We start from the raw sequence: 26337 nt of genomic DNA on the forward strand, positions 1-26337 counted from the left end.
CGCTATGAGCCGTTTCACATTCAATATGCCCGATATCGGTGAAGGTATTGCAGAGGCCGAAATCGTCGAATGGAATGTCGGCGTCGGTGATCATGTCGAAGAAGATCAAGAGATCGTTGCGATGATGACCGACAAAGCCACTGTCGCGATGGAAAGTCCTGTTACCGGGACAATTGTGGAAGTTGCCGGGGAAGTGGGCGACATGGTGGCGATTGGCTCTATGTTGGTCGTCGTTGAGATAGAAGGCGGGGGTGCTGAAGACGCTGTCGAGGCCGCTGAGCCGTCAGTCACCGTTGAGCAGACGCTGGCTCCAGTGCCAGAAACACCAGAGCCTGCGCCAACAGCTGTCGTAGAACCAAAACCGGAACCCGCGCCTGCGCGGGTTTCCACCACTGCGAAAGTGCTGGCCAGCCCTGCAGTCCGCCAGCGCGCGAAAGACATCGGCATTGATCTTGCCGAGGTAAAACCGGCTGATGGAAACCGCGTGCGGCACGCCGATCTTGATGCGTTTCTTTCATACAATGCAGGCAGCGGTTTCTCGGCAGCTTCCGTGAAGCGCGATGATGAAGAACTGAAAGTTATTGGCCTGCGTAAGCGCATCGCCCAGAACATGGCCGCGTCAAAGCGGAATATCCCGCATTTCTCCTATGTAGAGGAAGTGGACGTAACCGATATGGAAGTGATGCGTGCAGACCTCAACGCTCACCGTGGCAGCAAACCAAAGCTAACGATGATGCCGCTGCTGATAACAGCGATCTGCAAACTCATACCGCAATTCCCGATGATCAATGCGCGGTTTGATGATGAAGCGAACATTGTCACGCGGCATGGCGCGGTGCATTTGGGAATGGCGACTCAAACCGATGGCGGTTTAATGGTCCCGGTAATTCGAGATGCGCAGGCGTTGAATATCTGGCAGTTGGCACGAGAGATCGGGCGGCTAGCAGAAGCAGCACGCGACGGTTCCGCGACTTCGCAAGAGCTTTCCGGTTCTACCTTGACCTTGACCTCGCTTGGGCCGTTGGGCGGGGTGGCCACAACGCCGGTTATTAACCGCCCGGAAGTGGCGATTATCGGGCCGAACCGGATTATCGAACGGCCGATGTTTGTATCTGATGGCAATGGCGGTGAACGGATTGAGAAGCGCAAGCTGATGAATATCTCGATCAGCTGTGATCACCGGGTCGTGGACGGCTATGACGCGGCAAGCTTTATCCAGGAGTTCAAGAAGCTGGTCGAAACACCCGTCTTGCTGCTGGCTGACTGACGGTTAAGTTTTAGCGGACAATCGCGCTATATGTGATTTTGCCGGAACCGTTAGCGGATTGGTGGGACGGTATGGTCCATCGCAAATGGGTTACGTCCTCGACCGATGCGCGGCGCGATCCGAAGCGGTCATTGACCCGCAATGTTCCGATTCGCCCCCAGCTGCGGCCATTATCAATCGACACAATTTGCCCGTCATGGCTGCTGCTTTTGAATTTGAGATGTTTAGGGATTGGGCTGGACACGACGAAACTTTTACGAGCTCCGTCGGAACGCCAATCGACAACCAGAACGACCGTGTCACCCCGGGTCAGAGAAGTGGCCGGCTCTATTGAGCGTGTCTTGCCATTGTCGGACATTCTTTCGACATAGGCAGCACGGGATAGCTCAATCTGTGCCTGAACGGCGGTCGTACCGAAAAACGCGCTTGCGCACATGGTCAGAATAATCGCGCTACGCATAGTTCCCTCCATCCCTTGCTTGAGATTGGAAGTGCACTGCCGATGAGAGGCGAAAATATGGTTAATGGGGCGAAAAAACGCGCAAGAATCCACTAAGTCACAATCTTGGCACATTTTGATGTTTTTGAGCGTTGACAGCCAAAAGAAGCTGCCCTAACTGCGCCTCTCCCAAGCGGTGCTTGCCCAAATATACGCGGGTGTAGCTCAGTTGGTTAGAGCGCCGGCCTGTCACGCCGGAGGTCGCGAGTTCAAGTCTCGTCACTCGCGCCACTTGGGAATTTTAAAAAAATAAACGTTGCGATACCGGCGGTTGCTGGAATCGCGTGCTGTCAATCTGCAATCTCGATGGCTCTACCTGGACGGGGCGCAGCCGATGCGGTCGCGGTTCTTATTCAGAACCCAGCTTGCGGCATTGTTCAAAAAACGGCCATAGTTTGGGGTGTCATAGGGCTGATAGCTATGCCCGGCGGCTGAATACACAGCGCGTGCGTCTCCCATACATCTGGCCCAAGCAATGGGGTGGTCTGCCGGCTTGTCTCCCATTCGTAAATCTTCGCGGTCGCCATACACCAAATTTTCTGGAGAATAGCTCGCCTCGTCCAAGCCGATGAGAGGCACACTGCCCGCCAGATATTCCATGTCTTCGAAGCTGTACCACTCATCTGTTTGGATCCAGTGGGACGGCAATCCGCGCATTATGGGGTGCTGTTCGGCCAGCGACACTAGTTTTGCCGATTGAAATTGGGGGTCTGCGGGGTGCCCGATAAATTCTGGACCAATCACTTCGCGATCGAACCATTTCCACGATGAATGGGACGCGTCACCAGCGCTGTGTAGCGCCACCAATGCGTTGCCTTTTGCGAACCAAGTTTCAAACGCCTCCTGTTGTTCTTTGGATAGCGCATCACCGGACATATTGTTGAAAATGACTAGGTCAAAACGGGCCAATTGCTCGTCATTAAATATTGCGGCGTTGGAGGTAGTGAAAAACCCCATATTCAAATCGTCTGCCAGTTCTGCGAAATAGCGATCCGCACCGGCAATGCCCTTATCGTGGCGATAACTCCGCGTCTTTGAGAATACCAATATCGCGGGCTCGGCCATATATTGGTTGAGCGCAGGCCTTACAGTGTCGTGCGGTGGATGAGGGGCGGTCTCGCTCGCCAATGATGCCGGGTTCAAGCTGAAGAGAACAAGCAGAGTCAATAGATGTCGAAAGCGCATAAGCGGGATAGTAACACCTCGCTATTTTTTGGCTAGAAGCTGATTTCAGCCTACCCCCACTTGCCTGTTTCCATCCAGATCAGGAACCGTTTGAGTGGAAGAAGCCAGATCAGGCCGAAAAATAGATACACCACAGTTTGCGCCAGTGCGTGCCAATCACCCACAATTTCAGGGACGTAACGCGCTATGATTATCCCATAGACCATCAAGGCTATCAGTAGCCCGAGGATACCAAGAGGAATTCTACCAGTGGGTTCTTCGCGCATCAGAAGGGTCCGTATAAGCGTGTTGGCGTGACAATGGCGTGCATCGGCTGATCGTGAGGCTCTGTCGGCAATGCATCGACCAATTGACTATCCCAACCCATGCCGATGGCAACGGTTCCGGGGTGATCGGCCAGCCAGCGGTCATAATGGCCACCGCCTTGACCCAACCTGTGGCCTGCATCTGTGTATGCGATGAGCGGGACGAACAGCACTTCTGGCTGTTCTTTTGCAGCGTCCCCGGTTGGTTGCCGGATGCCAAAAGCACCCGTTTCTAAATCGCTACCTTCAAATGGATCGGTATGTTCGGCAAATTCCATGGGAGACGAAGCGTCCGTAAATCTCGGCAGGACCACTTTGTGACCAGATTCGAGGAAGTGTTTGATGTAGCCATTGGTTGGGGCTTCATCATCGGTGGCATGATACAAACCGATATTGGCGCCTTCGGGTATCAGATTGCTTAACCCAGCGGGAGGTTGGTTGAACAGCAGCGCCCGCACCATATCAGGAATAGCGGCGACATGATCGCGCCGCGCCGCGCGCATCGTCTTCCTAAGAGCCGATTTCTCTTTCATGGGTAGCATTGCTTTCTGATGGAGGTGAAGTGGCGGGACCACAATGGTCGGTTTCCGGGAAATCCGCCGACGCCTAAACGTCAGGTGGGCGCCGTATGCATCAAGGCCCCGTGCGAAACGTTACCTTGGACAGGGACAGCTCCCTAGGATTGCTTATAGCCTCAGGGATGTTCTGCAGCTCGTGCCGAGCAGCCCCGCCGGGTACTACTTAGGAACTCGCAGCCTGCGCCTCAAGCTTATCCGCACAAGTTTCTAGCAGTTCGGCAAATCTTTCCAGTGCCGGTGCCAGTTCGGGATCGATTGGCATCGAAACCCCCTTAGTATCCGCAGCATCCTGACTGGCGACGAGTTTAGCATTGGTTTCGTCGATCATCCGATTGGCATTTTCCAACAAAGTATCTTTGCTGGTGATCTGCTTCACCAAATTATCCCGCTCTCGCTCCAACTCTGCCGCTTTGGCCTCAGCCGCTTGCTGGGCGTTTTGAAGGTCTTCCGCCTCGGTACGCCGTTCTTCGAGCTCTTTTCGCATATTGTCGACATCGGCCGAGTGTTTTTGATGGGCGGATTGCAGCCCTTCCAATTCACTTTCCAGATCTGTTATTTTCGACGCCATGACGTCACGCTGGCCGATAGCAACCTTAGCTGCGCGCAATTCATTTTCAGCACTCGCTTTTTCAGCGATGAAAGTTTCTCGCTCGGCTGCTGACGTCTTTTTAAGCTCGTGGAGCTCATCAGCAAGAAACAGCGCGCCGAACAGAATCTTCTGTACCTCGCTTGTGTTTACTCCATCGCCTAAAGATTGGACCTTGGCATCAATTGCTTGGCCAAGCTTGGCAACGTGGCTTTCTTCCCCGGGGGCGCATGCCACGGTGTATTCTTTGCCAGATATCCGCAGGCTGACTTCGCTCATTGATCCATCTCGTCAATCAATGTGTCCAGTTCCGCCAGTGTCGAATTGGCGACCTCACGCAGGGCCTCATGCTTTATCACAAGTGCCGAGACCGATGGGGCCGTTGCTGGCGGATTGTCCGCCACTTCGGCGATACGGGCCAATGCAGTCTCAATTCTATTGACCGCAGATTCAATACGAGTGTCGCTCATGACGCTGTTTTAGAGAAAATGCTGTTGCAGCGCAAAGGCTTGGTGCAACCTGTTGATAATTGTCCGAATAGAAATGGTAGTGGAACTGTTAGCTTGCTGTCCTTGACCATCCGCGGTGCATCCGCGATGGCTCCGCTCGCGCCCGAATCGTTCTGGCGAATACACTATGACAGCACCGTAAGGAGCGCCCCGAATGAGCCTTGACCCGTCCCGTCTGGCACCAATGGCAAATGCCATTCGTGCACTTTCTATGGATGCGGTCCAAGCCGCCAATTCAGGACATCCCGGCATGCCAATGGGTATGGCCGATGTGGCGACAGTGCTGTGGTCCAAATATTTGAAGTTTGATCCATCCGCGCCTGATTGGGCTGACCGTGATCGTTTCGTGCTTTCTGCCGGGCATGGCTCGATGTTGATCTACTCGTTATTGCACCTGTCGGGCTATGCTTCGCCAACGATTGATGACATTCGCAATTTTCGTCAAATCGGCAGCCCCTGCGCTGGCCACCCGGAAAACTTTCTGATCGATGGTGTGGAATGCACCACCGGCCCCTTGGGGCAGGGCGTCGCGATGGCGGTCGGTATGGCGGTGGCGGAACGCCAGTTGAATGCGAATTTCGGTAACGATATTGTCAATCACCGGACTTGGGCGATCGCTGGCGATGGCTGCCTGATGGAAGGCATCAACCACGAAGCCATCGGCTTGGCCGGGCACTTGAAGCTCGGCGGTCTGATTGTCCTTTGGGATGATAACAACATTACCATTGATGGGACTGCTGATCTTTCAACCAGCGAAAACGTGGAAGCGCGGCATCAGGCTGCGGGTTGGCACACAGTGCGCTGCGATGGTCATGATCAGGCGGATATCAGCCGTGCCATCGAAGAAGCGATGGCGGATCCGCGCCCATCGCTGGTTGCTTGTAAAACGATCATCGGCAAAGGCGCGCCCAATAAACAGGGTACATCTGCCACGCATGGTGCGCCGCTGGGTGCAGAGGAGATTTCTGCCGCGCGTGACGTGCTTGGTTGGGAGCACGCCCCGTTTGTTGTCCCCGCTGACATCACCGCAGACTGGCATGCCACTGGTGAGCGCGGCAAGGCCGAGCACGCCGCCTGGAAAACTCGCTTGGATGCGTCTGCTCACAAAGCAGAATTCGCCGACCGGATGGCGGGTGTTTCTGCCGGTGCCGGTGCAGCTATTGAAGATCATATTCGCGGCCTGGCAGCTGAACCGAAGACGGTTGCAACCCGTAAGGCGTCTGAAATGGCGCTTGGCCCGCTGACTGAAAAACTGCCCCATCTGATCGGCGGTTCCGCTGATTTGACCGGCTCCAACAACACGAAAACGCCCAGCACATCGCCATTCTGCGCTGATGATTACTCGGGCCGCTACATGTATTACGGCATCCGTGAATTCGGCATGGCGGCAGCGATGAATGGTATGATGCTGCATGGCGGTGTTGTTCCGTATGGCGGTACATTCCTGATTTTCAGCGATTATTGCCGCAATGCTATCCGTCTTTCTGCATTGCAGGAAACGGGGGTTGTGTATGTGATGACCCATGACAGCATCGGCCTTGGTGAAGACGGGCCGACCCACCAGCCGGTGGAACAGGTCATGAGCCTGCGCTTGATCCCGAATCTGAATGTTTATCGTCCATGCGATACGATTGAGACGGCAGAATGCTGGGCCTTGGCACTGCAAACTTCCAGCACACCGTCCATCTTGGCTCTGTCGCGCCAAAATCTGCCGCAGCTGCGCGGTGAGGGTGACGAGGCTTGGACATCAGATGTTAACCGTTCTGCTAAGGGTGCTTACCGTATTTCGGCGGCTAAGGCTGCCCGTAAGGCGGTGCTGATAGCAACTGGTTCTGAAGTGGCGTTGGCCGCGGAAGTGGCTGCGCAGCTTGAAGAAAAAGGAATTGGTGCTGATGTGGTGTCGATGCCCTGTGCCGAACTATTTGACGCGCAAGACGCTACGTATCGTTCCGACGTTCTTGGTGGGGCGGATGTTATGAAAGTGTCGATAGAAGCGGGCACTACGCTGGGCTGGGAACGCTATACAGGAACTGAGGGTTTGAATATCGGCCTTAACCGTTTCGGCGCATCTGCACCGGCCGGTGATCTTTTCGCCAAATTTGGTTTCACAGCGGATGCAATCGTTCCGCAAATTGTTTCAAAATTAGAAGGTTAAACAGGAGCTCTATCATGGCTACCAAAGTTTCGATTAATGGATTTGGACGTATCGGACGGCTTGTGGCGCGCGCTATTCTAGAGCGCAGCGATCATGATCTTGAACTGGTTGCGATTAACGATCTGGCCGATGCCAAAGCGAACGCATTGCTGTTCCAATTCGATTCGACACATGGCCGTTTCCCCGGTGAAGTATCTGCGAGCGATGACAGCATTACCGTCAATGGTAAGAAGATCGCCGTTACGTCAGAACGTGACCCGGGCAATCTCCCTCACGCCGAGATGGGTGTGGATATTGTTTTGGAATGCACCGGCTTTTTCCAATCGCACGAAGCGGCTGAACCGCATCTCAAAGCAGGTGCAAAGCGTGTATTGATTTCGGCACCGGCCAAAAATGTCACAGCGACAGTCGTGTACGGCGTAAACCACGATATCCTGACTGCCGCTGATGTGATTGTATCCAACGCCAGTTGTACCACTAACTGCCTGTCACCTGTTGCTAAGGTTTTGAACGATCTGGTGGGCATCGAGCGCGGTTTCATGACCACAATCCACAGCTACACCAATGATCAGCGTATGCTCGATCAAATGCATGGCGATATGCGCCGTGCGCGGGGCGGGGCACAGAATATGATCCCGACAACAACCGGCGCTGCACGGGCTGTTGGTCTTGTACTGCCGGAACTGGCGGGCAAGTTGGATGGTAGCTCGGTCCGTGTCCCGACACCCAATGTCTCGCTGGTTGATCTGGTGTTCACTCCAGGCCGCGATACAACTGCAGAAGAACTCAATGCAGCGTTGAAGGCGGCTGCCGATGGCCCAATGAAAGGCGTGCTGGATTACACCGATCAACCGCTCGTCAGCAGTGATTTTAACCACTATCCGGCAAGCTCCACAATCGACAGCCTTGAGACATCGGTCATGGAAGGCAAGTTGTGCCGTGTCGTCAGCTGGTATGACAATGAATGGGGCTTTTCTAACCGCATGATCGATACCGCCGGCGTTATGGCAGGTATGCTGTAAGGAACCGAAACATGAGCAGCTTTCGCACTCTCGACGATTTGGGCGATGTCACCGGCAAGGTGGCACTGGTTCGGGTCGACTTAAATCTGCCTATGGATGGCGGATCTGTCACTGACACCACCCGCGTTGAGGCTGCAAAGCCCACCATCATGGAATTGGTGGACGCGGGTGCGAAAGTGCTTTTGCTGGCACATTTTGGCCGTCCCAAAGGTGCGCGTAATTCGACGATGTCGGTGAGCATGACCTTGGATGCTGTCGAAGATGTGCTCGGCAAAGAAGTTATGTTTATTCCCGAAGTTCAAGGGCCGGTGGTTGCGCAATCGATCGGCATCCTGCGCAACGGGGATATCGGCCTTCTCGAGAACACCCGGTTTTGGCCAGGTGAAGAAGCGAACGATGCAGAGTTTGCGGCAGGGATTGCGGCCAATGCAGACTTCTTCGTGAATGATGCATTCTCCGCAGCGCACCGTGCCCATGCAACTACAGAGGGGTTGGCCCGCATCCTTCCAGCCTTCGCAGGGCGCGCGATGGAAAAAGAACTGACTGCATTAGAGGCTGCTCTGGAAAAACCGGAACAGCCGGTTGCCGCAGTAGTTGGCGGAGCGAAAGTATCGTCAAAGCTGGCAGTGCTCGAAAATTTGGTCGGTAAGGTTCAGCACCTCATCATTGGCGGCGGCATGGCCAATACGTTTCTCGCCGCGCGCGGTGTGGATGTCGGTAAATCGCTGTGTGAGCACGATCTCACGGATACAGCTAACGCCATCATGGACGCGGCGGATCATGCCGGTTGTACTGTGCATTTGCCCTATGATGTTGTTGTTTCAAAAGAGTTTTCAGCCAACCCGGCTAGCCTTCGGGTCTGTAATGTTCATGAGGTAGCCGAAGACGAAATGATTTTGGATGTCGGCCCTCAGGCAGTTGAGGCCTTGGGGGATGTCCTTAAAACATGCAAAACGCTCGTATGGAACGGACCTATGGGCGCCTTTGAGACAGAACCGTTTGATGACGCGACCGTCGCTTTGGCTAAAACAGCCGCGGCACTCACCATCGGCGAATCGCTTGTATCCGTCGCCGGAGGCGGTGACACAGTGGCCGCTCTCAACCATGCCGGTGTTGCTCAAGATTTCAGTTATATTTCAACTGCAGGTGGCGCGTTCCTCGAATGGATGGAGGGCAAAGAGCTGCCCGGTGTCACCGCTCTGAAAAAATAAGAAGGCAAGAAATAATGGCCGAGAACCGGCAGCTGTTTGCGACTCCTTTTGTGATTGATGAACTCGCCAGCGTTGAAGGGATAGCGGCGTTGCGACAGGCAATCGCTGGCGAACAGGCGAAGGACACACTGGGAGTTCAGATCTCAAACATAAACGGTTGGCACTCCAACACAAAGATGATTGAATGGGGTGGGGAAGTCGCGCGTGCTTTGGCCTTCAAGGCGATGCAGATGGCGGATAGCCAGACACTTGATATTAAGTCGCCTAGCAACAGCCGCTTCGGTTGGATTCCGGAGATGTGGGCCAATGTCAGCAGGGCGGGTAGTGCAAATCAATACCATACCCATCCGGGCTCTTACTGGTCAGCGGTCGCCTATGTTGATGACGGTTACGAGGGTAGCGATGATCCCTCATTGGGTGGCGAGCTCCAACTCCTAGACCCGAGGATGCCGATGATCCGCATGACTGCCCCAGATCTCAGGCTAACTGGGCCAGATGGCAGTGCACAGGCAGATGAGGTCTCGATCAGGCCAAAAACAGGGATGGTTGTGTTGTTCCCAAGTTGGCTGCAGCACGCTGTTCGTCCGTTTAGAGGGGCAGGAAGCCGTGTATCTGTGGCGATAAATTTGGTTCCTGCGCTGAGGAACGATGGGTGATACTACTTATTTAGAAGTTACCTTTAGTAGCGACTAGACGCTGTATAATATCGGCTAGCCGGTCGCCTTGCGGATACCGCTTACGCCAGTTAAAGGGCTTTCAAGCGCCGTGCATTCCTATGCATAAAATGTCTAAATTTTAGGATCCCATCATGAATCATCAGGAAATGACCTCTCAGATCGCTAACGGCCAAGGCTTCATTGCAGCGTTGGATCAAAGCGGCGGGTCCACCCCTAAAGCTTTGCGTGCTTATGGCGTTGCTGATGATGAATGGGATGGTGATGACGCCATGTTTGCTAAGATCCACGAGATGCGCAGCCGGGTGATCACAGCACCTAGCTTTGGCAGCGGCAAGGTCATTGGCGCGATCCTGTTTGAAAAAACAATGGATGGCGATGTTGAAGGCAAACCGACGCCGGAGGCGTTGAAGGCCCGCGGCGTTGTTCCGTTTTTGAAAGTCGATAAGGGTCTTGAGGACGAGGTTGACGGCGTTCAAATGATGAAGCCGAATCCTAATCTTGGCCAGTTGCTTGAAAAGGGCAAGAGCAAGGGCATGTTCGGTACCAAGATGCGGTCTGTCATTAACAGTGCGAATGCAACTGGTATCGCAGCCAATGTCGCCCAGCAATTTGAAGTAGGTCAGCAAATTCTGGACCACGGCTTGATGCCAATTCTTGAGCCGGAAGTCTCCATCGGTGCCCCAGATCGGGCCGAAGCTGAAGAAATTGTTCTGGCAGAAATTCTGAAAGGATTGGATGCTCTGCCTGAAGGTTCGCAGGTGATGCTTAAGCTAACAATTCCAGTCAAACCAAACCTTTATAAGGCACTTGTCGATCATCCGAAGACACTCAGTGTAGTGGCTTTGTCTGGGGGTTTCACCCGTGAAGATGCGTGCGAGCATCTGGCTGAAAACAGCGGAATGATCGCCAGCTTTAGTCGCGCATTATTGGAAGAATTGCGCGCTCAAATGACTGACGAACAATTCGATGCAGCTTTGAGCGAAGCCATCAATCATATTCATAGAGCATCAATCGCTGGTTGAGAGCTGCCGGGGCTTGGCTGTGCTGAGCTGTGCAGGTAAGCGCGGGGTATGACAAACCGTATTCCAGCCTGCCAACTATATCTAATCTCTCCGCTTGACGTTGGCGGCGACTTTCCTGAACGTTTGAAAAACGCTCTGGCCGCCGGTTCAGTGGCTGCGTTCCAATTCCGTGTAAAGGGGTTGGAGCAGCACCAGGCTGCGCAATTGGCGGCGCCGCTGCAAGAGATATGCGCCAATCATGATGTCGCATTTATTGTAAATGACGATGTCGCATTGGCAGTCCGTTTGGCGGCGGATGGCGTCCATTTGGGCCAGTCAGATGGCTCCCCGAAAGAGGCGCGCGCGGAGGTTGGTAACGACATGCAGATAGGCGTCACTTGTCATGATAGTCGCCATCTGGCGATGGAGGCAGGAGAGCAGGGGGCTGACTATGTCGCCTTTGGGGCGTTCTTTCCTAGCACGACCAAGGATGCCGAACACACGGCCGACATTGAATTAATCGAATTTTGGAGCGATCTGTTCGAGATACCATCGGTCGCTATCGGGGGAATTACCCCAAATAATTGCGGGCCTTTGATTGAAGCCGGTGCCGACTTTCTAGCGGTATCAGGTGCCGTTTGGAATGGCGACGAAGCTGCTGCTGTTGCGGCCTTTTCGGACGCATTGCAAAAGCATAAGCGGGTACGCGCAGACGATTAATTTCGCCTCAGATGCTGCCTGCGCGCCGGGTGCATCGGACACGGCTAAGCTCGCCTTTTTCATCCAACCAGCGCAGGGTTTGGCTGCCGGTCCGTTCAAATTGCATGCCGTTCATCGGGCCGCGTGTGAACGTGACGCGGTTGCCGGTGAAAAGATACGTACCTGCGCCATCCGCCGTGTGATAGCTGGATGCGTTATCAATGATAAACTGCTTCCCCGGTAAATCGACCCATGCTGCCCCCGCGGCATCGCCGGGCAGGGAGCACTGATAAATGCCATGTGGTAATGTGCTGAGCTTTCCAGCAGATTGCGCCATAGCACTAACTGGGATGATTGCGGCAATGAGCAGGACAGACTTCCAAAGCATGAGGCGATATTAGAGCAGGTTGAACCTATTTACCAGCCACCTTGCCCGGCGCCACGCGCTCGGCTAAAGGCGCGGCCTGACATATGCGGCGATCGTCCGCTCATCTCAATAAAGGCTCTTTCGACATGAAGATCAGCGGCGTGGACATTCGTCCCGGCAATATTATCGAATATGAAGGCGGTATCTGGAAAGTTGCCAAAATTCAGCACACCCAACCGGGCAAAGGCGGGGCCTATATGCAGGTTGAAATGAAGAACCTGCAAGATGGCCGCAAAACCAATGTCCGTTTCCGAAGTGCTGATACGGTCGAGAAAGTTCGTTTGGATACCAAGGAATTTCAGTATCTATATGAAGATGGTGAGCTGTTGGTGTTCATGGACGGTGACACATATGAACAGATCAATCTTGAATCTGATTTGCTCGGGGAAGCCAAGGAATTCTTGCAAGACGGCATGCAAGTGAAGCTTGAGCTGTGGGAAGAAAAACCCATCAGCGTCGCTTTGCCTGATCAGATTGAGGCAGAGATCGTAGACGCCGACGCAGTGGTGAAAGGGCAGACAGCCTCTTCCAGCTACAAGCCTGCTGTGCTTGATAATGGTGTTCGGATCATGGTTCCGCCGCATATCGGTTCCGGTACCCGCATTATCGTTGACGTGTATGAGCGTACCTATGTTGGTAAGGCTGGCTGATTAATCATGGCGGCAGTATCGGGAATTATTCGCGTGATGGAACGCGCCGCGCGTAAGGCGGGGCATCGTTTACGGCGCGATTTCGGCGAAGTTGAACATTTGCAAGTAAGCCGCAAAGGGCCTGCTGATTTTGTATCCAAGGCGGATATGCGATCGGAACGCACTTTGTATGATGAACTGCTTGCTGCCCGCCCTGACTGGGGCTTTGTGCTGGAAGAGGCAGGTGTAATCGAGGGCGCGCCGGATATGCCGCGTTGGATCATTGATCCGCTTGATGGGACCAGCAACTTTCTGCACGGCATCCCGCACTTTGCGATCTCTATTGCAGCGCAAGAGCCAAAGCTCGGCGGACAGGGTTGGGGCGATGTCTTCGCTGCGGTTATCTATAATCCGGTAACGGATGAGACATATTGGGCGGAAAAAAGCCGCGGTGCGTGGCTTCACGATGGCCGTTTGCGCGTCTCTGCCCGCCGCAACTTGTCCGACGCGTTGATTTCGACAGGTATTCCATTCCAGGGCCATGGTGATTTTGCACAATGGACCAAGATTTTTGGTGCCATCGGACCGCAAGTGGCAGGTATCCGCAGGAACGGTGCAGCGTCGCTCGATCTCGCATGGCTGGCAGCAGGCCGCTATGATGGTTTCTGGGAAAGCGGGCTGAATGATTGGGATACAGCAGCCGGATGTTTGCTGATCCGTGAGGCTGGCGGTTTTGTCAGCGATTATCGCGGCCGGTCCGAACCGATCCATTCAAAGCAGATATTGGCGGCGAATGATGCGCTGCATTCAAAGATGCACAAGCTTTTGGCGGGTGCAATTAAGGTATAAGTGGAAATGGTGCTTGAAGCGGGCGTGATCGCTCGCTAAGCGCTCTTTCCGCAACACGGGATGCCCCTGTGGTGGAATTGGTAGACGCGCCGCACTCAAAATTGAGTTCTACCTTAAAATATTAGCCAAAAACCCTTTAATACCAACGGTTTGAGCAAGGACGAGACTTCCAAAAAGACTTACACATGTCTTACACATTTTGGAGTTTCGTTATGACAGCTGAAAGCTACGCTCTGATGGATGGCGCGCTTCACGTTTATCGGCGTGAGAATAGTCGCTTCTGGCAATGCTCAACCTATTTGGGCAGCCGCAATCATCGGCAGACAACCAAAGAGATGAACCTTGCTGCCGCTAAGGATTTTGCGCGCGACTGGTATATGGAAAAATGCGTCGAGGATCGTCAGCGCCGACGTGGCGGACTGGCCATACTGGCGAATCCTCTCCAGCAGCAAGTCACCGAACCTGTCCCCGGACTTGGCCAAGCGATCGATGGCCGCCTGCGCCGAACCCCAACTGGTCCCAGTTTCGAGGATGCCGCCAAAGCATTTCTCGATGAGTTCGAAGTTATCACGCAGGGCGAACGCAATGAGGGATATGTGGAATCGAAGTCCATTCACGTCCGCGTCCACCTCCTGCCGTTCTTTGGAGATACCGCGCTCAAAGACATCAATGCGGGCAAAGTGCAAGATTATCGCGTTCACCGTCAGACGTCCCGTGTTGACGCGAAGACCGGCAAGCCGAAGAAGCCAGCCCGCGCGACTTTGCATGGCGAAATCGTCACGCTCCGTCAGGTATTGAAAACGGCCAATCGCAAGGGCTGGATTTCTGCAATTCCGGATATGTCAGCGCCATACAAGACATCAGGCAAGCTGGAGCATCGCGCCTGGTTTTCTCCCGAAGAGTATAAACTGCTTTACGAGGCCACGCGGGAGCGAGCAAAAAACCCGCCCAAGCCGCGTTGGCGCGAAGTCTGCGAGACTTTTCATGACTATGTTCTGTTCATGGGAAACACCGGGCTTCGCCCCGATGAGTCCGCACGTATTCAGCTTCGCGACGTCAAGATCGTGGATGATGAATCGACGGGCGAGCGCATATTGGAGATAGAGGTGCGTGGGAAGCGGGGTGTCGGTTTCTGCAAATCGATGCCCGGTGCAATCTTGCCCTTCGAGCGCGTCCGTGATCGCAAAGAGCTTAAGCCGACCGACCCGATATTCGGGAAGACGCCGCGCGAATTGATGAACACCGTCCTTGACGAACTCAATCTGAAATTCGACCGTGATGGGCATGTCCGCACCTGTTACAGTTTGCGGCACACCTATATCTGCCTTCGATTGCTAGAAGGCGCGGACATTTATCAGGTCGCCAAGAACTGCCGCACCAGCGTCGAGATGATTGAAAAGTATTACGGACGGCATTTGAAAAACAACATTGACGCTTCGGCAGTCAACGTCCGTCGAGCGCGGCCTAAACCCTTAACGGCCTCAAAGAAGTCTATGAAGCCAAAGGCATAATTTGCATTCTTGATATTTTCCGTTGCGTCTCATGACGGCGGCGTTATATGCCTCTCACAACGCGGGCGTGGTGGAATTGGTAGACGCGCGGGATTCAAAATCCCGTTCCGAGAGGAGTGCGGGTTCGATTCCCGCCGCCCGCACCATCTAATTTAGCAGGCTCCGATAAGCCCACCGCACGGTGGGTAGGAGCCTGCATTAGCGGATCGCTTGGGGACGAACGTCCCGCACTCCGCTTTCGCGAAATGACAATCGAACGGCATTGTCATGTTGGCCTCAAAAATCGCGGACGGGATTTAGCCATCGCCGATGATTTACGCCGCGAAGCGTCATTAGCTTCAATCCGAATTGACCTGACTTGAAGAAAGTTCACACTCGCGAGTAGCGATATGTACCCTTCACGTGTTGGTTCAGATACTGTCCAACCGAGCTTGCGCCTAATAAGCCGTCAAAAATTGCCTGCGGCACATCAAAATATTGATAAGTGCCACCATTATTAAACTCCACTTGCAGAGTTTGTGAATCTTCCTCGTAGCCAACCGCTGCGACGTTCGATGAATCAACATTATGCATTTCCATGGCTCAACTCTATTCCTTTACTCTTGAAATTTTTGGATCTTGAGCGCGCCATGCTTCGACCAGCTCATCAAAGCGCGGTTCAACCTCTTTAGGTATACCCCAGCCGCCAGGATACTCCGTCTCATCTAAAGGCACTTCATCGTAAACGATGGGATCTTGGCTGTCTGGTCGCTTGTCCTTTGGAGGCGCCTCAACGGTAGTTCGCATTGGCAATTTTACGGCTTCACCCAATATGATCGCTTCGCCGGTTCGCAGTATCGGCAACATACCGGTCAGGCCGTCCAAATTGTCAGACATAGCAGAAGAGATATGTGACCGATCTGAGGAATTGGCCAAGCGTAGTGCAAAAAAGGTACCACATTGCGATAAGATCGTAGCATCAATTTCTGAGGGCCGCTGGCTCACAATCATTGCGCCCATGCCGTATTTCCGACCTTCTTTTACGATTCTCTTGACGATCGACGAGGCCATGTTGTCGGCTCCATCATTCAGGTAAATGTGTGCTTCTTCCATGACGATCAACAGCGGTCTATGGCGCCCACCTTGAGATAAATCGCGACCCCAGAAGATCGCATCATAGAGTAAGCGTAGAAGTACCCCAATCGTGGTCTGCAATATGTCTGCAGGGACGCCGGAGAGGTCCAAAATTGAAATCGGATGCTGGCTTCCAATCCAATCTTTTAGCAGCTCGTCAATGTCATTTGCGATCTTTCCATCCGCCTCTGGCAAAAATTGTTCTGGGCGAAAAATAAAATTGTAGCGGGGAATACGCAGCTTGGTGCCGAGCAAAAGCACTTGCTTTCCGAGTCCTAAAGCGCCGGGCAAGTAGTTTATTTTGTCTGCACCAGCGTCGGTGAGAACAGTTTTGAAGGTCGGAGGTATTCCGAGATATGGATCGCCCTTTAGTTCCTTACCTTTTGAGTCGGTCTCGTAAGCCAGATTATCTCTGGGGTCTCCGACTCTCCCTTTTGGGTTGTGATAAGTTCCGAATGTGTCGATGAATAACTCGTGCCACAGTTCATGCAAACTGAAGGGTATAGGAGAATCTACGCTCAGAGTATCTTTGGTAACGCCATTTCTTGGATGTTTGTTCAGAGAGTCCAGCTTGTATTTGTAGACCCGTTCCATCACGATATTTTTGTCTTTTTCGTTACCGAATTCACCAAATGCTACCTGACACAGCTCTTCAAAATTAAGCGCCCAAAATGGTATGAGGAGTTTTTGTTGTGATTGTGAGCTCAGCGATGCTGTCGCAATCTTGAAGATGCTGGCTTTGTCTTTGAGAGCCTGTTCATATTCTCCATGAAGGTCCAACATGACGATCCGTGCAGAGGGGTAATCGCTGCCGTTGGATACAGCATTCATGAGACTTGCAACGGTTGTAGATTTTCCCGAACCGGTTGTTCCTACTACGGCAGAATGTCGCGTAATTAACTTATTGATGTCTACTAGTGCAGGAATAGATTCAGCATTCGAGATATGTCCTAAGCGGACAAAATAGGGCTTGTTCGGTTGGCCATATATGTCTTTCAGCTCTCTTTCTGAAACTAAATGAACCTTATCGCCGATTGTAGGATATTGGGACAATCCGCGCTGGAATGTCCCGTTGCGCGGTCCTTCACCAATCAACTGAACGGTCATCCATCGTGACCCATCTAAGATATCCTTGCGGACTTCAGGCACTGCGCTAGCACCGACCTGAGCGATGATCCCGAAGAGATTGTCAAAGCCAATCGGGATTCTAACAAAACTTCCTATTTGGCCCGCTCGGTATCCTTGGCCATCGATGTATACAAAGCCTGACAGCGACTTTGCAGACATTTCTATTCTGACAGTGGTGCCGCTGACGTCTTTGACGTCTCCTAGATAGCTTTCGTCATTTATCAACGGGATCACCTGCGTCTAAACCGATGAACTTCTTGAGAAAATTTGTGAACTCTGCAAAGTCGCCTAGCTTGACGTTGGGTACTATCTGACCTGCGTCATTTTTCGCGTCCCCTGAATGCACAAAATTCAATAAGTCCTTATCATCATCCTGTCCTGACGGTGTCTTTAACCAGTCGCCAATATTGGTTCCGATTATCGCTTTATCATCGGTCCAGACGTTCAGATTATGCTGCCTCTTTGCGAGGCGATATGCGTTTGGATATCTTTCTCCTCCTCCTTCGTCGGCAGTTTTTTCGAAACTACCAAATTGTAGTGCCAAAACCATCCCGGTCGGGTTGGATTTCAATGCGTTGATTATGGCATCGTTTAGATGACCATCATTGAAGGAGTAGCCATTGAGAATGAGAAATGATGATTTCCTTCGTATAAACCGGTTCAATTGATCGATCAGAGCCAAGTATGGCATCTTGCGACTTTCCTCATATTTGAGATGGGACGGATAAATAAGATGTGAAACCCCAGCATCAGGGGAAGACGACCGGCATACCGCTCGTTCCCCAGCCTTTGTTTCTTGATGCCAGTTTATTGACCCGTGTATTTTCCATAGCCTCGACCAGTGGATTGGGATCAAATTATCCTCAACGGCTCGCAAATCGAAAAAGGATTTTCGAGATCCTACAAAACCGTCGAAATAGGGCACTTCCAAATCTTCGAGGGCCTGTTCGAGAAGCAAATCATAATTGGTTGTAAAAAATTCGATTGCCGTCTTGCGGTCAATAGACCGCACCCAATTACATAGACGATGATAAGGCGTTTCATCATCGGGCAGCGTTACATTCAACTTTTTTACAATTTCGCCGCAGATGTCTTTTTCGAGCTGGTTCAGATCGTCCTCCGTTAAACCCCGGACTTCGCCACCAACCGAAACGGCCAATAAGCTGCGCAGAAAACTAAGAACATCCTCGATATTCTCGGTGTTTTTACCGGCTTTCTTCAGCTCAGAGAGCAGCATTGTGTATTTTGCATTCGCTCCCAAAACCGCATTGATTGCGAGCGTTAGATTCTTCACATCAGGAATTAGTGGCCACTCATCATCCGGCATCGGTACAGATAGAGGACATCCTGCTGAGATAAAAAAGCCGATGGATTCGTTGTCCTGCGAGAGAGACTGACGTAAATATCTCAAATGCCGAATGGGATCATGTGAAGTAGTCACTTATCGTAATTCCTTATTCTGACGACTTTTCGTCATATTCTATCATTGGTAGTTCCAGGCCTTCGATTTCTTGGAGAGCTTGCCCCGCAATTCCCTGAAAATCGCCATACATACCGACCGTACTTTCTATTACGCTCTGTATCTGTATCTCTCGCTTCGCCCATAACCGAGTCATCGCTTTTTTCTCGCGGTCGAGATCCGCCTTCATGTCGGAAAACTTTTCGACAATCGCTTCGACACGGTGTCTAAAACGAGGCCCGGTCAAATAGTCGTAAATTAACTCCATTTTTGTATCTTGGCCTTGGCGTGCACTCTTCGTCATTGCCACTTCGATAAGCGTCTGGCGGAGCGCTGCCACCAATCCAAGACCAAATGCAGGTGCAGAAACCCAGACCCCATCTACTTGACCAAAATTCTCGATATCTTTTGGCAATGCGGTGGACATGATGATTGAAATTTCGGCGTTCGCCGTTCTTTGATCATTGCGGAGCTTTGCCAGCCATCCGTCACTCCAGTTTCTGGTTCTCTTCGATTCCCATAGGATAGTTCCAACAAATGCTCCTGACGGGGAGCGAACCTTCTGAATCACGTCGCCACCAAATTCGCCCTTGGGTACTGGCTCAATATCATCAACCGGAAACCTTGCGGTAAGAGCCTCTTCAAGCTCTAACTCTAACACTTCTCCTTGTAATTGCTGTGAACCTTGTTCTGATTTACGCCTCAACTCTTCAATCTGTCGCTGCATTGACAGGATTTGCTCTTCTTTCTCGGAAACTTTGAGCTTTAGCTCACCTTCAACTTCTGCCTTCGCGGCGGTTCGGACGGCGACAATGCTTTCCTGAACTCTTTTTTCAATAGTAAGGTCTAATTCTCGCTTGGCGTCATCGAGCAATCGCTCTTTTTTTAGCAGCTCTGCTTGAACAGCTTGAGCCTCTGCCAATTTTTCCGTGCGCTGCTTTATCAGCTCCTTTAGTTCAACAACTTCTTTCGATTTTTCCTCAATCTCAGCGTTTGCAATTAGCTGCGCTTTTCTTTTCTCTTCGTCGGTTATTTTTGCACGCTCCGCCTTAACGAGCTCTTTGACATTCTCATCGAGGGCAGTCTCTGCTTCCGCTAGCTCGACTTCTTTTGATTTAATGGCCAACTCTCTAGCTTCGAACTTTTGCTTTTGAGCATCGAGTTTGGCCTCAAATTCTGAGCGTGTAGCTGCAACAAGTGGTCCGGCCAAAGACTCGGTAAGCTTTATATTTGTCCCGCAATTGGGGCATTCAATAATCGGTTCTTCCATCATGTAGTCCATATGAAAATAATATGTAATTGGTCAGGTTTTGTAATCGAAACCTATACTTCAAAGTGTGATAGTTTAGCGATTATTGCAATTACTATCTTGGCGGCGAGCTACTACGAACCCTTTTGAGCTCAATATCTTACGATCAAACTGCGATAACGTTAGCATCGCGTTCATAGCTTGGCTGCCAATCCGGCATGGGGCATGATAAATGAGGCGATGCTCTCAACCACGTGCGACAGGCTTCCAGGGTCAAGTGCGACTCCGCCAATAAAGCTCTGCCATTGCTTCTTCTTCTGATCGTTTGCTGCGAATTCAGGTGTGAGCCCGTCTGGCAAGTCCACAGGAATGGGCGTGCCGCGTCGGTCGAATGTGGCGGCTATGGCCTGCGGCAATCTGCCATCTTCAAATGTGAACGACTGGCTCAAAATCCAAATGTCGTAATAGTCCTTCAATCGGGTGTTGGCGTGACCGAGCGAAACCATCGCCTGAAACTTTTCTGCAATCACGGTTTCACGCGCATAGCCTTGCAGTTTTGGCGGAGACATTTCCAGCATGACGGGGAAGTCCAGATTTTCGGCACCAGGTTCCGTCGCATCGCCAAAGCCGATATCGACAGAGACCGGTACTTTTGCGCCGCCGATCTCGGCAATCGTGCGAATGCGCACGCCGCCATATTCTACTTCTTCACGAATACGGTCGATGCGCGCGGCGGTAGCGTCGAAATGTACCCCGTCTTGATCGTCGATAGCGAGGATTTCGCGGAAAAGGTCCAGCACCGCATCTGGGTCAGGGTCGCCATAACCGAGTAGATCAAGGTCTTGTGTGCCTCGGAATGGTTCGTCGAACCATGTCATCAAAAGCGTTGCTCCCTTCAGAACGAAGCGATCTACATGTTTTGACTGGCTGAGCCGGTACAGCAGCCGCTCAATCGCATAACGATTGAGAACGAAATTGAAGGTTTGATTTTGGTCACGCGCAATGTTCAAAAGCCGCGCGCGCACCGAAGCGCCGATGTTTTTCATTTCCTTAGCCATTGGCCGTTAGCGCCTCAAGATAAGGCCGGATCACAGTGGCCACGCCGCCGCGCTCAGCATGATGCGCGATTTCAGACGCTGTTGCTTTGCGCTGCCGGATTGCCTCTTGCAACCCTTCTAGCGCTACCGATTGCCCAACGGTACGGCGATGGCGGAAACAATCTGCGATGGTTTTCGCAACGCCGAAAACCTTCACCGGGACGCCCTCGATTGAAACGTCCATGACATCATCTTTGAGCAGGGCCTCGGTGAAACGCACGGTTTTGAGTGGCGGATTGCCATCCTTTGGCGTCCAATCATTGGCGCCGATTGCCATCCACACAGATCGGGGCAGCTGATCGGTCAGTTCATGATAGGCGAGGGCGGACACAAGGCAAATGACTCCCTTCGGAACACGTTTTGCCGCTTCCGCTAGGCTATGATTAGCATCAAGCGGTGCGTCCGGCAGCTGGTACATGCCCCTTGAGAGGCGAACGACCTCGCCATCGTCCAGCATACGGCCAATGGTCGCTGCTGTGATTCCTGCTGCCTTAAACTCGGACAGACGGACGATCCCCTGCTTACCAAGGACTGTTTTTGCTAGATCGCGCTGTGTACCGGTTGTCGGCATTGATATAAAACCACCAATCTCTGGGCCTGGACTGTGAGGTTTTGTATCACTAAGGTATGCGCAGGTAAAGTGCGCGTTTTTAGAAGGCATTTAGATTATAGATGGGAAATCATTGATCCTGTTTCCTCGAATTGGCAAAAACCTGTTTCATTCCTCCAGACTGGAATATTATGAGCAACGATTGGCATCCGACACAAGCGATTGGACCTGATGGTCATCGAGCAGACGTCCAGGATGTAGCAAATGGTCTAAAATGTCGCTGTGTTTGCTTCGAATGCGAACAGCATGTCATTGCCAAGCAAGGGCTGAAGGTAAAATGGCATTTTGCGCATCATGCACCAACCAATTGTCGTCCAAGCCCTGAGTCGGAACTTCATTTTTATGCAAAATCTCTATTAGCCGAACGCCTTTGGTGTTGGATTCCCGAAGTTGACGCAAACGCAGCGGAAGTGACCAAGCGCATTTCAGCGCGAAGAAAATTCCAATTTGCCGAAGTCAAAGTCGAAAAGGCGGACGGAAACGTCCGCCCCGATCTGCTCTTGATCGCCAAAGGCGGGAAAATCTTGCATGTCGAAATATATGTCCGGCACAAGGTTGATACCATCAAGCTCGAAAAGCTCAGGACGCGCGGCATCTCGTCCATCGAGATCGATCTTTCAAAGCTCGATTGGGATGACCGAGCAGAATGGGAACTAGCGATCCTTGAAACTGCACCTCGGGAATGGTTGCACAATGTGAAGGCATCAGAGGCCGAGCGCGAAATGGCCGTAACAGCTACGCGGCAAGCTGAAAAACGAGCCGCCGAAATTGACGCCGAGTTCACCAGAATTTCAAAAGTCTGGAAAGCAATCCCCAAATCTTACAGCGCCCCAAGCGCGCAACTGCTTGCTGAACAGGCTCTTGCGAGGAAGCGCGGATTTCACTCCATGATAGCCCATATGCCGAAAGGCGCGGGATGCTTTCTTGTTGCACCGGAATTTTGGCAATCCCGGATTGTGAATGGATTCTTGTGGGATGGTGTCGCCGGTTCAACACGCGCATTCGAGACAAAAGAAGCCCTCGCTTGTGTCAAGGATCTTGTGCGTCCCGGTTTGAACAGAATATCGACCGAGGTCGCCGGTCGCATGAAAGAGGAATTTCCTGAATTCCAGCCTGCTTGGCATACCGTCCACAATTATCTGAAATGGCTCAAAGCTCACCATTGGATGTTCGACAAGCGTGTGGTTGGCAAGAACTGGCTGCCGTCAGGAAGCGCAATCCATCACCGGAAAGAGCAAGAAACTGCATGGGATCGTGAGCGTGAACGCAAGGCCGACATGGCCGAATGGGTCGATTACATATTGTCAAATATCCCGAATAACGAGCATCGCGAATTTGATCGCGGCAGTTGGGTTGATATGTTCGTTACCCGATATGACGAGGATGAAGCTCCGGCCCTGCTTGAAGAGATTCACGAAATGGTGGTCGGTGGTCAAGTTCTTGCTGATGATCTCCTCGAATTGCCATTGCTGGCCGAATATGAGCGACAGGAGCAGTCACAAGCCAAGCGGCGGATCGAAAAGGAACAAAGGCGCCTGGCTGAATTGGAGCGGTCCCAACGCGAAAGCAGAATTCTATCGTTGCGCCAGAAGGCTGAACTGGTTTTTGGAACCGAAGCCCAGCTCTGGCTTGAAACCGGATGTAAACATTTTCAAGATCAGACACCGCTCGTGGTAGTAGAGGCTTCAGATGATGGACTTGAGCAAGCCCTTGAAGAATTACAGCGCTTGCATCGGCAACGAAAAGACGCCGCCGACCGCAATGCCGCGGAAGCACGGCAAAAAACGATGCTGGAAAAGAATTGCGCGGAACTGGCGGAATTAGCTAGCAAGCGAACTAGCGATCCAGCCAGGGCAAACCTGTGGTGCAGATCATCCCATCCTAAACTGGGTGGTCAACGACCATTTGATTTTTGCGTGGATGAACGGACTTTGCGAATATGCAAAGATATCATGCCATCTAAACTGTAATAGCTACAGGCGCTTGAACGCCCATAAATGCTCATAAAGTTCTGAAAGGCAAACCGCTTTCTCTGCCGAAAAGCCAGCTTTGCGCAGAGCAGCTCTGAGCTCGCCTTGAGGAATCTCCTGCCGACCTTCCCGCACCAGCGCGTAGAATCTTCTCCAATCCAATGGGTGCAATGATGATGTGTTCGCCAAGACCATAAAACTATCAAGGAGCGAGGCTGTGCGCTTCGTCATGGTAAATCGGTGATGGTCGTTTGAAACTATGCGCAGGCGCAGCCGAGCGCCGTAAGTCTTGTTGTAAACTTTGAGCAATTCGCTTGTTAGGTGCTTGGCAGCCTCGCAATACACGTTGCGCGTAGGCGGGTCAGGAGACCAATCGCTGGCTCTGACTTCGACAGCTATGCGATTTGAATTGTCTCGGTGCGCTATCAGCTGGAAACCAAGTCTGTCATGAGGATTTTCTTCCTTGAATCGGAAATTGATAATCTCAAGGTCCGGGCTACCCGCACTTTCTCGCATATCCTCTACATCAAAATGATCTGATTTCCTTCCTATTTCGGCCATCCTTCCGAGGAAATCAGAAGGCTCAATAGCTACAGCTATATCAATCGCGGGCAATAGTTCAGGCATGACAATTCTTAGCATGACCTACATGTCGATCAAAAGTTGATTTTGAAGGATCAGTCGATCCGGTTTTTGAATTTGTGCTTTCGTCCAAAACAGTAGTTTTTGAACACGCATAGATATTAGATTTTGTTAGATTTGAGCATATATAGGTGTTCGGTAGTGAGCGTGAATTGCCATTTCATGCTGGCTACGGGCGCTGCCTGGCGGCGACCCGCTCTATTCGCTGCGCGAACCAAGCCTATAGTCTTGGCCCATACGGGTGACGATCGGGAGCGTGGAAAATGAGCGGGATTTTTTAAGGACGCACTCTTTCCCGCTGCGCTCCTTGAGGGTGCGGCTTTTTTTTCTGACCCGCAGGCACTCTTGCCTCTCTCCTTGCCCGGTGGGCGCTGGCGCACATTTGCGCGCGCACACCACCGCACGGCGTCGCGCCGTGCAAGGGTGCCGTCTTTATCAGGCCGCTTCGCGGATAGGATAATCGCGATTGTTTGCGATTGATATGGACGGCGCGGACGCGCCGGCGTTGTTTTCCGGCTCCGACGAGTCGGGGTGGGCGGCGCTCCCGGCTAGGCCCGCCGCGCTCAGGCGCAACCCGGCCTTTCAGGACCGGGTATTCCTCTTTGTTCCATCCCTTCGGGTGCGCCTGACCGCTTGATGCGGGCCTTTCTGGTCGCTCTTGCCGCCCACCCCGCCTCTCCGGGGCCGGTTGCGGCAGTTTTGGGGCGATGGAGGCGGTTATGTTGCATGAAAATTCTAGGATTTCGGATAGCGGCACGGGCAGGAATGCGAAGGCTAAGCGCGCTTCGCGCACGGCGCGCAAGACCCGCCGTGGCGGTAGGGCAGAGCCGAAAGTGTCACTTTATGATGAAGTGACCGCGCAGATTATCGCGCAGCTTGAGGAAGGCATTTTTCCTTGGGTGAAGCCTTGGAACAGCGGCAACGCCGTGACCGGATTGCCGCGCAACGCGATTTCGGGGCGGCATTATTCGGGCATCAATATTCTTATTCTGTGGGGCGCTGTCATTGATGGCGGCTATCCCTCGCAGGACTGGCTGACATTCCGGCAAGCCTTGGCCGCTGGCGGATGCGTCCGCAAGGGCGAGAAGGGCCGGACGATCTTTTACGCCGACCGCTTCACGCCAGATGATGACAGAAAACAGGAAGGCGAGGGCGGCGTTGGTGACAGCGATGCACCGCGCTCGATTCCGTTTCTCAAACGCTTTACGGTATTTAATGCCGCGCAGTGCGATGGCTTGCCGGAGCGGTTGACCGCCGAACCCGCGCCTTTGCCGGAACGCGAATTGCACGATCAGGCCGAGGCTCTGATTGACGCGACAAAAGCGGATTTTAGGACGGGCGGGACGAAAGCCTTTTACAATGTTGGTGCCGATTTTGTGCAGGTTCCCCCGCAGCCAGCTTTTACTAATCAAATCGACTATTACCGCACGGCCTTGCACGAACTTGGTCATTGGACGGGTCACAAGACCCGCCTTGGCCGCGACCAGTCGGGTAGTTTCGGGACCGCGCTCTATGCGCGGGAGGAACTGTGCGCCGAACTGGCCTCCGCCTTTCTCTGCGCGGCGCTCGGCATCGTGCCGACCGTTCGCCATGCCGATTATCTCGGCTCATGGCTGGCGGTATTACGGCAGGACAATCGCGCCATTTTCAAAGCCGCCAGTCAGGCCAGCAAGGCGGCGGATTATCTGCTGGCGTTTACCGACCAAGTGCCTTTCCGTTCGGAGTGCGCGGCATGAGCAGGGTAGCGCCAGATGATGCCGCCGCGCCGCTGGAAGCGGAGCAGACGCCAATCGGTGTCCAGACTTTGGTGTCCGGCGTTGCGCCGATCACGCCAGCCGAGAGGCTGGCGATGCGCGCCAACGCGCCGATGGAACCCAAAAAGGCCCAGCGGCCCGCCGATCACGGCCTGTTCGACACCAATAGCCGCAACCAGATCGAGATGTTCTGAAAGGAGTTTTG

General features: G+C 52.8%; 27 protein-coding genes, 2 tRNA genes and 1 pseudogene. 16 read left to right on the forward strand and 14 right to left on the reverse strand.

The genetic code is table 11. From position 1 onward, the window contains the following. Window positions 1-4 precede the first annotated feature (4 nt). Window positions 5-1267, forward strand: a complete 1263-nt coding sequence (locus HKD42_RS03880) for a dihydrolipoamide acetyltransferase family protein (RefSeq protein WP_170010469.1) — start codon at window positions 5-7, stop codon at window positions 1265-1267. Window positions 1268-1277: 10 nt separating this feature from the next. Here the strand turns inward: HKD42_RS03880 and HKD42_RS03885 are convergent, their stop codons facing one another. Further along, window positions 1278-1727 (reverse strand): hypothetical protein, encoded by a 450-nt coding sequence (locus HKD42_RS03885; RefSeq protein ID WP_170010471.1) that lies wholly within the window; start codon window positions 1725-1727, stop codon window positions 1278-1280. Between the two features lie 193 nt (window positions 1728-1920). On the opposite strand from HKD42_RS03885, the gene HKD42_RS03890 reads away from it, so the two are divergent. Next, window positions 1921-1997 (forward strand) — tRNA-Asp (locus HKD42_RS03890). Window positions 1998-2078: 81 nt separating this feature from the next. On the opposite strand, the gene HKD42_RS03895 is transcribed toward HKD42_RS03890, so the two are convergent. The 5 genes from HKD42_RS03895 to HKD42_RS03915 all read right to left on the reverse strand — a co-directional run bounded on the left by HKD42_RS03895 (window position 2079) and on the right by HKD42_RS03915 (window position 4890). Beyond that, window positions 2079-2909 carry a ThuA domain-containing protein gene (locus HKD42_RS03895; RefSeq protein ID WP_170010473.1) on the reverse strand — a complete coding sequence of 277 codons (831 nt, stop codon included), beginning with the start codon at window positions 2907-2909 and terminating at the stop codon, window positions 2079-2081. Between the two features lie 92 nt (window positions 2910-3001). Then, window positions 3002-3217, reverse strand: coding sequence for a DUF2842 domain-containing protein (locus HKD42_RS03900; RefSeq protein WP_170010475.1), 216 nt, complete (start codon window positions 3215-3217; stop codon window positions 3002-3004). Then, window positions 3217-3789 carry a 5-formyltetrahydrofolate cyclo-ligase gene (locus HKD42_RS03905; RefSeq protein ID WP_170010477.1) on the reverse strand — a complete coding sequence of 191 codons (573 nt, stop codon included), beginning with the start codon at window positions 3787-3789 and terminating at the stop codon, window positions 3217-3219. Before HKD42_RS03905 ends, HKD42_RS03900 begins: the two co-directional genes overlap by 1 nt. 208 nt (window positions 3790-3997) lie before the next feature. Further along, on the reverse strand, window positions 3998-4699 hold the full coding sequence (locus HKD42_RS03910; RefSeq protein ID WP_170010479.1) for a cell division protein ZapA: 702 nt from the start codon (window positions 4697-4699) through the stop codon (window positions 3998-4000). Further along, complete coding sequence (locus HKD42_RS03915) at window positions 4696-4890, reverse strand: hypothetical protein (protein ID WP_170010481.1); 195 nt, start codon at window positions 4888-4890, stop codon at window positions 4696-4698. The genes HKD42_RS03910 and HKD42_RS03915 overlap by 4 nt, the downstream gene beginning before the upstream one ends. A 193-nt stretch (window positions 4891-5083) precedes the next feature. Here HKD42_RS03915 and tkt point away from each other — a divergent pair, with 193 nt between their 5' ends. From tkt to thiE, 6 genes are all read left to right on the forward strand, one after another. Further along, on the forward strand, window positions 5084-7084 hold the full coding sequence (gene tkt / locus HKD42_RS03920) for a transketolase (protein ID WP_170010483.1): 2001 nt from the start codon (window positions 5084-5086) through the stop codon (window positions 7082-7084). Window positions 7085-7098: 14 nt separating this feature from the next. Then, window positions 7099-8106, forward strand: coding sequence for a type I glyceraldehyde-3-phosphate dehydrogenase (gene gap / locus HKD42_RS03925; protein WP_170010485.1), 1008 nt, complete (start codon window positions 7099-7101; stop codon window positions 8104-8106). An 11-nt stretch (window positions 8107-8117) separates the two neighbouring features. Next, a complete protein-coding gene (locus HKD42_RS03930; protein ID WP_170010487.1) occupies window positions 8118-9317 on the forward strand; it encodes a phosphoglycerate kinase in 1200 nt (399 codons plus the stop codon). A gap of 14 nt (window positions 9318-9331) precedes the next feature. Next, window positions 9332-9973: a 2OG-Fe(II) oxygenase family protein gene (locus HKD42_RS03935; RefSeq protein WP_170010489.1), complete on the forward strand. Its 642-nt coding sequence runs from the start codon at window positions 9332-9334 to the stop codon at window positions 9971-9973. Window positions 9974-10125: 152 nt separating this feature from the next. Next, window positions 10126-11016 (forward strand): fructose bisphosphate aldolase, encoded by an 891-nt coding sequence (locus HKD42_RS03940; protein ID WP_170010491.1) that lies wholly within the window; start codon window positions 10126-10128, stop codon window positions 11014-11016. A 48-nt stretch (window positions 11017-11064) separates the two neighbouring features. Then, window positions 11065-11715 carry a thiamine phosphate synthase gene (thiE, locus tag HKD42_RS03945; RefSeq protein WP_170010493.1) on the forward strand — a complete coding sequence of 217 codons (651 nt, stop codon included), beginning with the start codon at window positions 11065-11067 and terminating at the stop codon, window positions 11713-11715. Between the two features lie 7 nt (window positions 11716-11722). Here thiE and HKD42_RS03950 read toward each other — a convergent pair whose 3' ends face one another. Further along, window positions 11723-12031, reverse strand: a complete 309-nt coding sequence (locus HKD42_RS03950; protein WP_170010495.1) for a hypothetical protein — start codon at window positions 12029-12031, stop codon at window positions 11723-11725. A gap of 176 nt (window positions 12032-12207) precedes the next feature. Here HKD42_RS03950 and efp point away from each other — a divergent pair, with 176 nt between their 5' ends. The 4 genes from efp to HKD42_RS03970 all read left to right on the forward strand — a co-directional run bounded on the left by efp (window position 12208) and on the right by HKD42_RS03970 (window position 15256). Continuing rightward, window positions 12208-12771: an elongation factor P gene (gene efp, locus HKD42_RS03955; protein WP_170010497.1), complete on the forward strand. Its 564-nt coding sequence runs from the start codon at window positions 12208-12210 to the stop codon at window positions 12769-12771. A 6-nt stretch (window positions 12772-12777) separates the two neighbouring features. After that, on the forward strand, window positions 12778-13599 hold the full coding sequence (locus HKD42_RS03960) for an inositol monophosphatase family protein (protein WP_170010499.1): 822 nt from the start codon (window positions 12778-12780) through the stop codon (window positions 13597-13599). Between the two features lie 236 nt (window positions 13600-13835). Then, window positions 13836-15110 carry a site-specific integrase gene (locus tag HKD42_RS03965; RefSeq protein ID WP_246236709.1) on the forward strand — a complete coding sequence of 425 codons (1275 nt, stop codon included), beginning with the start codon at window positions 13836-13838 and terminating at the stop codon, window positions 15108-15110. Between the two features lie 61 nt (window positions 15111-15171). Next, window positions 15172-15256 (forward strand) — tRNA-Leu (locus HKD42_RS03970). Between the two features lie 223 nt (window positions 15257-15479). On the opposite strand, the gene HKD42_RS03975 is transcribed toward HKD42_RS03970, so the two are convergent. From HKD42_RS03975 to HKD42_RS04000, 6 genes are all read right to left on the reverse strand, one after another. Next, window positions 15480-15683, reverse strand: a complete 204-nt coding sequence (locus tag HKD42_RS03975; protein WP_246236711.1) for a KTSC domain-containing protein — start codon at window positions 15681-15683, stop codon at window positions 15480-15482. Between the two features lie 15 nt (window positions 15684-15698). Continuing rightward, on the reverse strand, window positions 15699-17576 hold the full coding sequence (locus HKD42_RS03980) for an ATP-binding protein (protein ID WP_170010503.1): 1878 nt from the start codon (window positions 17574-17576) through the stop codon (window positions 15699-15701). Continuing rightward, on the reverse strand, window positions 17566-18792 hold the full coding sequence (locus HKD42_RS03985; RefSeq protein ID WP_170010505.1) for an SIR2 family protein: 1227 nt from the start codon (window positions 18790-18792) through the stop codon (window positions 17566-17568). The genes HKD42_RS03980 and HKD42_RS03985 overlap by 11 nt, the downstream gene beginning before the upstream one ends. Before the next feature lie 13 nt (window positions 18793-18805). Beyond that, window positions 18806-20083 (reverse strand): DUF2130 domain-containing protein, encoded by a 1278-nt coding sequence (locus HKD42_RS03990; protein WP_246236712.1) that lies wholly within the window; start codon window positions 20081-20083, stop codon window positions 18806-18808. Between the two features lie 170 nt (window positions 20084-20253). Next, window positions 20254-21105 (reverse strand): nucleotidyl transferase AbiEii/AbiGii toxin family protein, encoded by an 852-nt coding sequence (locus HKD42_RS03995; protein ID WP_246236718.1) that lies wholly within the window; start codon window positions 21103-21105, stop codon window positions 20254-20256. A gap of 4 nt (window positions 21106-21109) precedes the next feature. Then, window positions 21110-21727 carry a type IV toxin-antitoxin system AbiEi family antitoxin domain-containing protein gene (locus tag HKD42_RS04000; RefSeq protein ID WP_170010509.1) on the reverse strand — a complete coding sequence of 206 codons (618 nt, stop codon included), beginning with the start codon at window positions 21725-21727 and terminating at the stop codon, window positions 21110-21112. 170 nt (window positions 21728-21897) lie between these two features. Here HKD42_RS04000 and HKD42_RS13465 point away from each other — a divergent pair. Continuing rightward, window positions 21898-22068, forward strand: a pseudogene (locus tag HKD42_RS13465) (competence protein CoiA family protein); the annotation flags it as partial. A 108-nt stretch (window positions 22069-22176) separates the two neighbouring features. Then, window positions 22177-23736, forward strand: a complete 1560-nt coding sequence (locus HKD42_RS04005; protein ID WP_246236720.1) for a hypothetical protein — start codon at window positions 22177-22179, stop codon at window positions 23734-23736. Between the two features lie 3 nt (window positions 23737-23739). On the opposite strand, the gene HKD42_RS04010 is transcribed toward HKD42_RS04005, so the two are convergent. After that, window positions 23740-24363, reverse strand: a complete 624-nt coding sequence (locus HKD42_RS04010; protein WP_170010513.1) for a hypothetical protein — start codon at window positions 24361-24363, stop codon at window positions 23740-23742. A gap of 734 nt (window positions 24364-25097) precedes the next feature. On the opposite strand from HKD42_RS04010, the gene HKD42_RS04015 reads away from it, so the two are divergent. Continuing rightward, entirely contained in the window at window positions 25098-26114 is a 1017-nt protein-coding gene (locus HKD42_RS04015) for an ArdC family protein (RefSeq protein WP_170010515.1), read from the forward strand. Then, complete coding sequence (locus HKD42_RS04020; RefSeq protein WP_170010517.1) at window positions 26111-26326, forward strand: hypothetical protein; 216 nt, start codon at window positions 26111-26113, stop codon at window positions 26324-26326. Before HKD42_RS04015 ends, HKD42_RS04020 begins: the two co-directional genes overlap by 4 nt. Window positions 26327-26337: the final 11 nt, after the last annotated feature.

Source organism: Pontixanthobacter rizhaonensis, from assembly GCF_012972675.1.
Lineage (GTDB): Bacteria > Pseudomonadota > Alphaproteobacteria > Sphingomonadales > Sphingomonadaceae > Pontixanthobacter > Pontixanthobacter rizhaonensis.

What these genes read in the sequence shown, in the direction of transcription:
- HKD42_RS03880 (WP_170010469.1), top strand. Translation starts at nt 5, where the DNA reads ATGAGCCGTTTCACATTCAATATGCCCGATATCGGTGAAGGTATTGCA.
- HKD42_RS03885 (WP_170010471.1), bottom strand. Translation starts at nt 1,727, where the DNA reads ATGCGTAGCGCGATTATTCTGACCATGTGCGCAAGCGCGTTTTTCGGT.
- HKD42_RS03900 (WP_170010475.1), bottom strand. Translation starts at nt 3,217, where the DNA reads ATGCGCGAAGAACCCACTGGTAGAATTCCTCTTGGTATCCTCGGGCTA.
- HKD42_RS03905 (WP_170010477.1), bottom strand. Translation starts at nt 3,789, where the DNA reads ATGAAAGAGAAATCGGCTCTTAGGAAGACGATGCGCGCGGCGCGGCGC.
- HKD42_RS03910 (WP_170010479.1), bottom strand. Translation starts at nt 4,699, where the DNA reads ATGAGCGAAGTCAGCCTGCGGATATCTGGCAAAGAATACACCGTGGCA.
- HKD42_RS03915 (WP_170010481.1), bottom strand. Translation starts at nt 4,890, where the DNA reads ATGAGCGACACTCGTATTGAATCTGCGGTCAATAGAATTGAGACTGCA.
- tkt (WP_170010483.1), top strand. Translation starts at nt 5,084, where the DNA reads ATGAGCCTTGACCCGTCCCGTCTGGCACCAATGGCAAATGCCATTCGT.
- gap (WP_170010485.1), top strand. Translation starts at nt 7,099, where the DNA reads ATGGCTACCAAAGTTTCGATTAATGGATTTGGACGTATCGGACGGCTT.
- HKD42_RS03930 (WP_170010487.1), top strand. Translation starts at nt 8,118, where the DNA reads ATGAGCAGCTTTCGCACTCTCGACGATTTGGGCGATGTCACCGGCAAG.
- HKD42_RS03935 (WP_170010489.1), top strand. Translation starts at nt 9,332, where the DNA reads ATGGCCGAGAACCGGCAGCTGTTTGCGACTCCTTTTGTGATTGATGAA.
- HKD42_RS03940 (WP_170010491.1), top strand. Translation starts at nt 10,126, where the DNA reads ATGAATCATCAGGAAATGACCTCTCAGATCGCTAACGGCCAAGGCTTC.
- thiE (WP_170010493.1), top strand. Translation starts at nt 11,065, where the DNA reads ATGACAAACCGTATTCCAGCCTGCCAACTATATCTAATCTCTCCGCTT.
- HKD42_RS03950 (WP_170010495.1), bottom strand. Translation starts at nt 12,031, where the DNA reads ATGGCGCAATCTGCTGGAAAGCTCAGCACATTACCACATGGCATTTAT.
- efp (WP_170010497.1), top strand. Translation starts at nt 12,208, where the DNA reads ATGAAGATCAGCGGCGTGGACATTCGTCCCGGCAATATTATCGAATAT.
- HKD42_RS03960 (WP_170010499.1), top strand. Translation starts at nt 12,778, where the DNA reads ATGGCGGCAGTATCGGGAATTATTCGCGTGATGGAACGCGCCGCGCGT.
- HKD42_RS03965 (WP_246236709.1), top strand. Translation starts at nt 13,836, where the DNA reads ATGGATGGCGCGCTTCACGTTTATCGGCGTGAGAATAGTCGCTTCTGG.
- HKD42_RS03975 (WP_246236711.1), bottom strand. Translation starts at nt 15,683, where the DNA reads ATGCATAATGTTGATTCATCGAACGTCGCAGCGGTTGGCTACGAGGAA.
- HKD42_RS03990 (WP_246236712.1), bottom strand. Translation starts at nt 20,083, where the DNA reads ATGATGGAAGAACCGATTATTGAATGCCCCAATTGCGGGACAAATATA.
- HKD42_RS03995 (WP_246236718.1), bottom strand. Translation starts at nt 21,105, where the DNA reads ATGAAAAACATCGGCGCTTCGGTGCGCGCGCGGCTTTTGAACATTGCG.
- HKD42_RS04000 (WP_170010509.1), bottom strand. Translation starts at nt 21,727, where the DNA reads ATGCCGACAACCGGTACACAGCGCGATCTAGCAAAAACAGTCCTTGGT.
- HKD42_RS04010 (WP_170010513.1), bottom strand. Translation starts at nt 24,363, where the DNA reads ATGCCTGAACTATTGCCCGCGATTGATATAGCTGTAGCTATTGAGCCT.
- HKD42_RS04015 (WP_170010515.1), top strand. Translation starts at nt 25,098, where the DNA reads ATGTTGCATGAAAATTCTAGGATTTCGGATAGCGGCACGGGCAGGAAT.
- HKD42_RS04020 (WP_170010517.1), top strand. Translation starts at nt 26,111, where the DNA reads ATGAGCAGGGTAGCGCCAGATGATGCCGCCGCGCCGCTGGAAGCGGAG.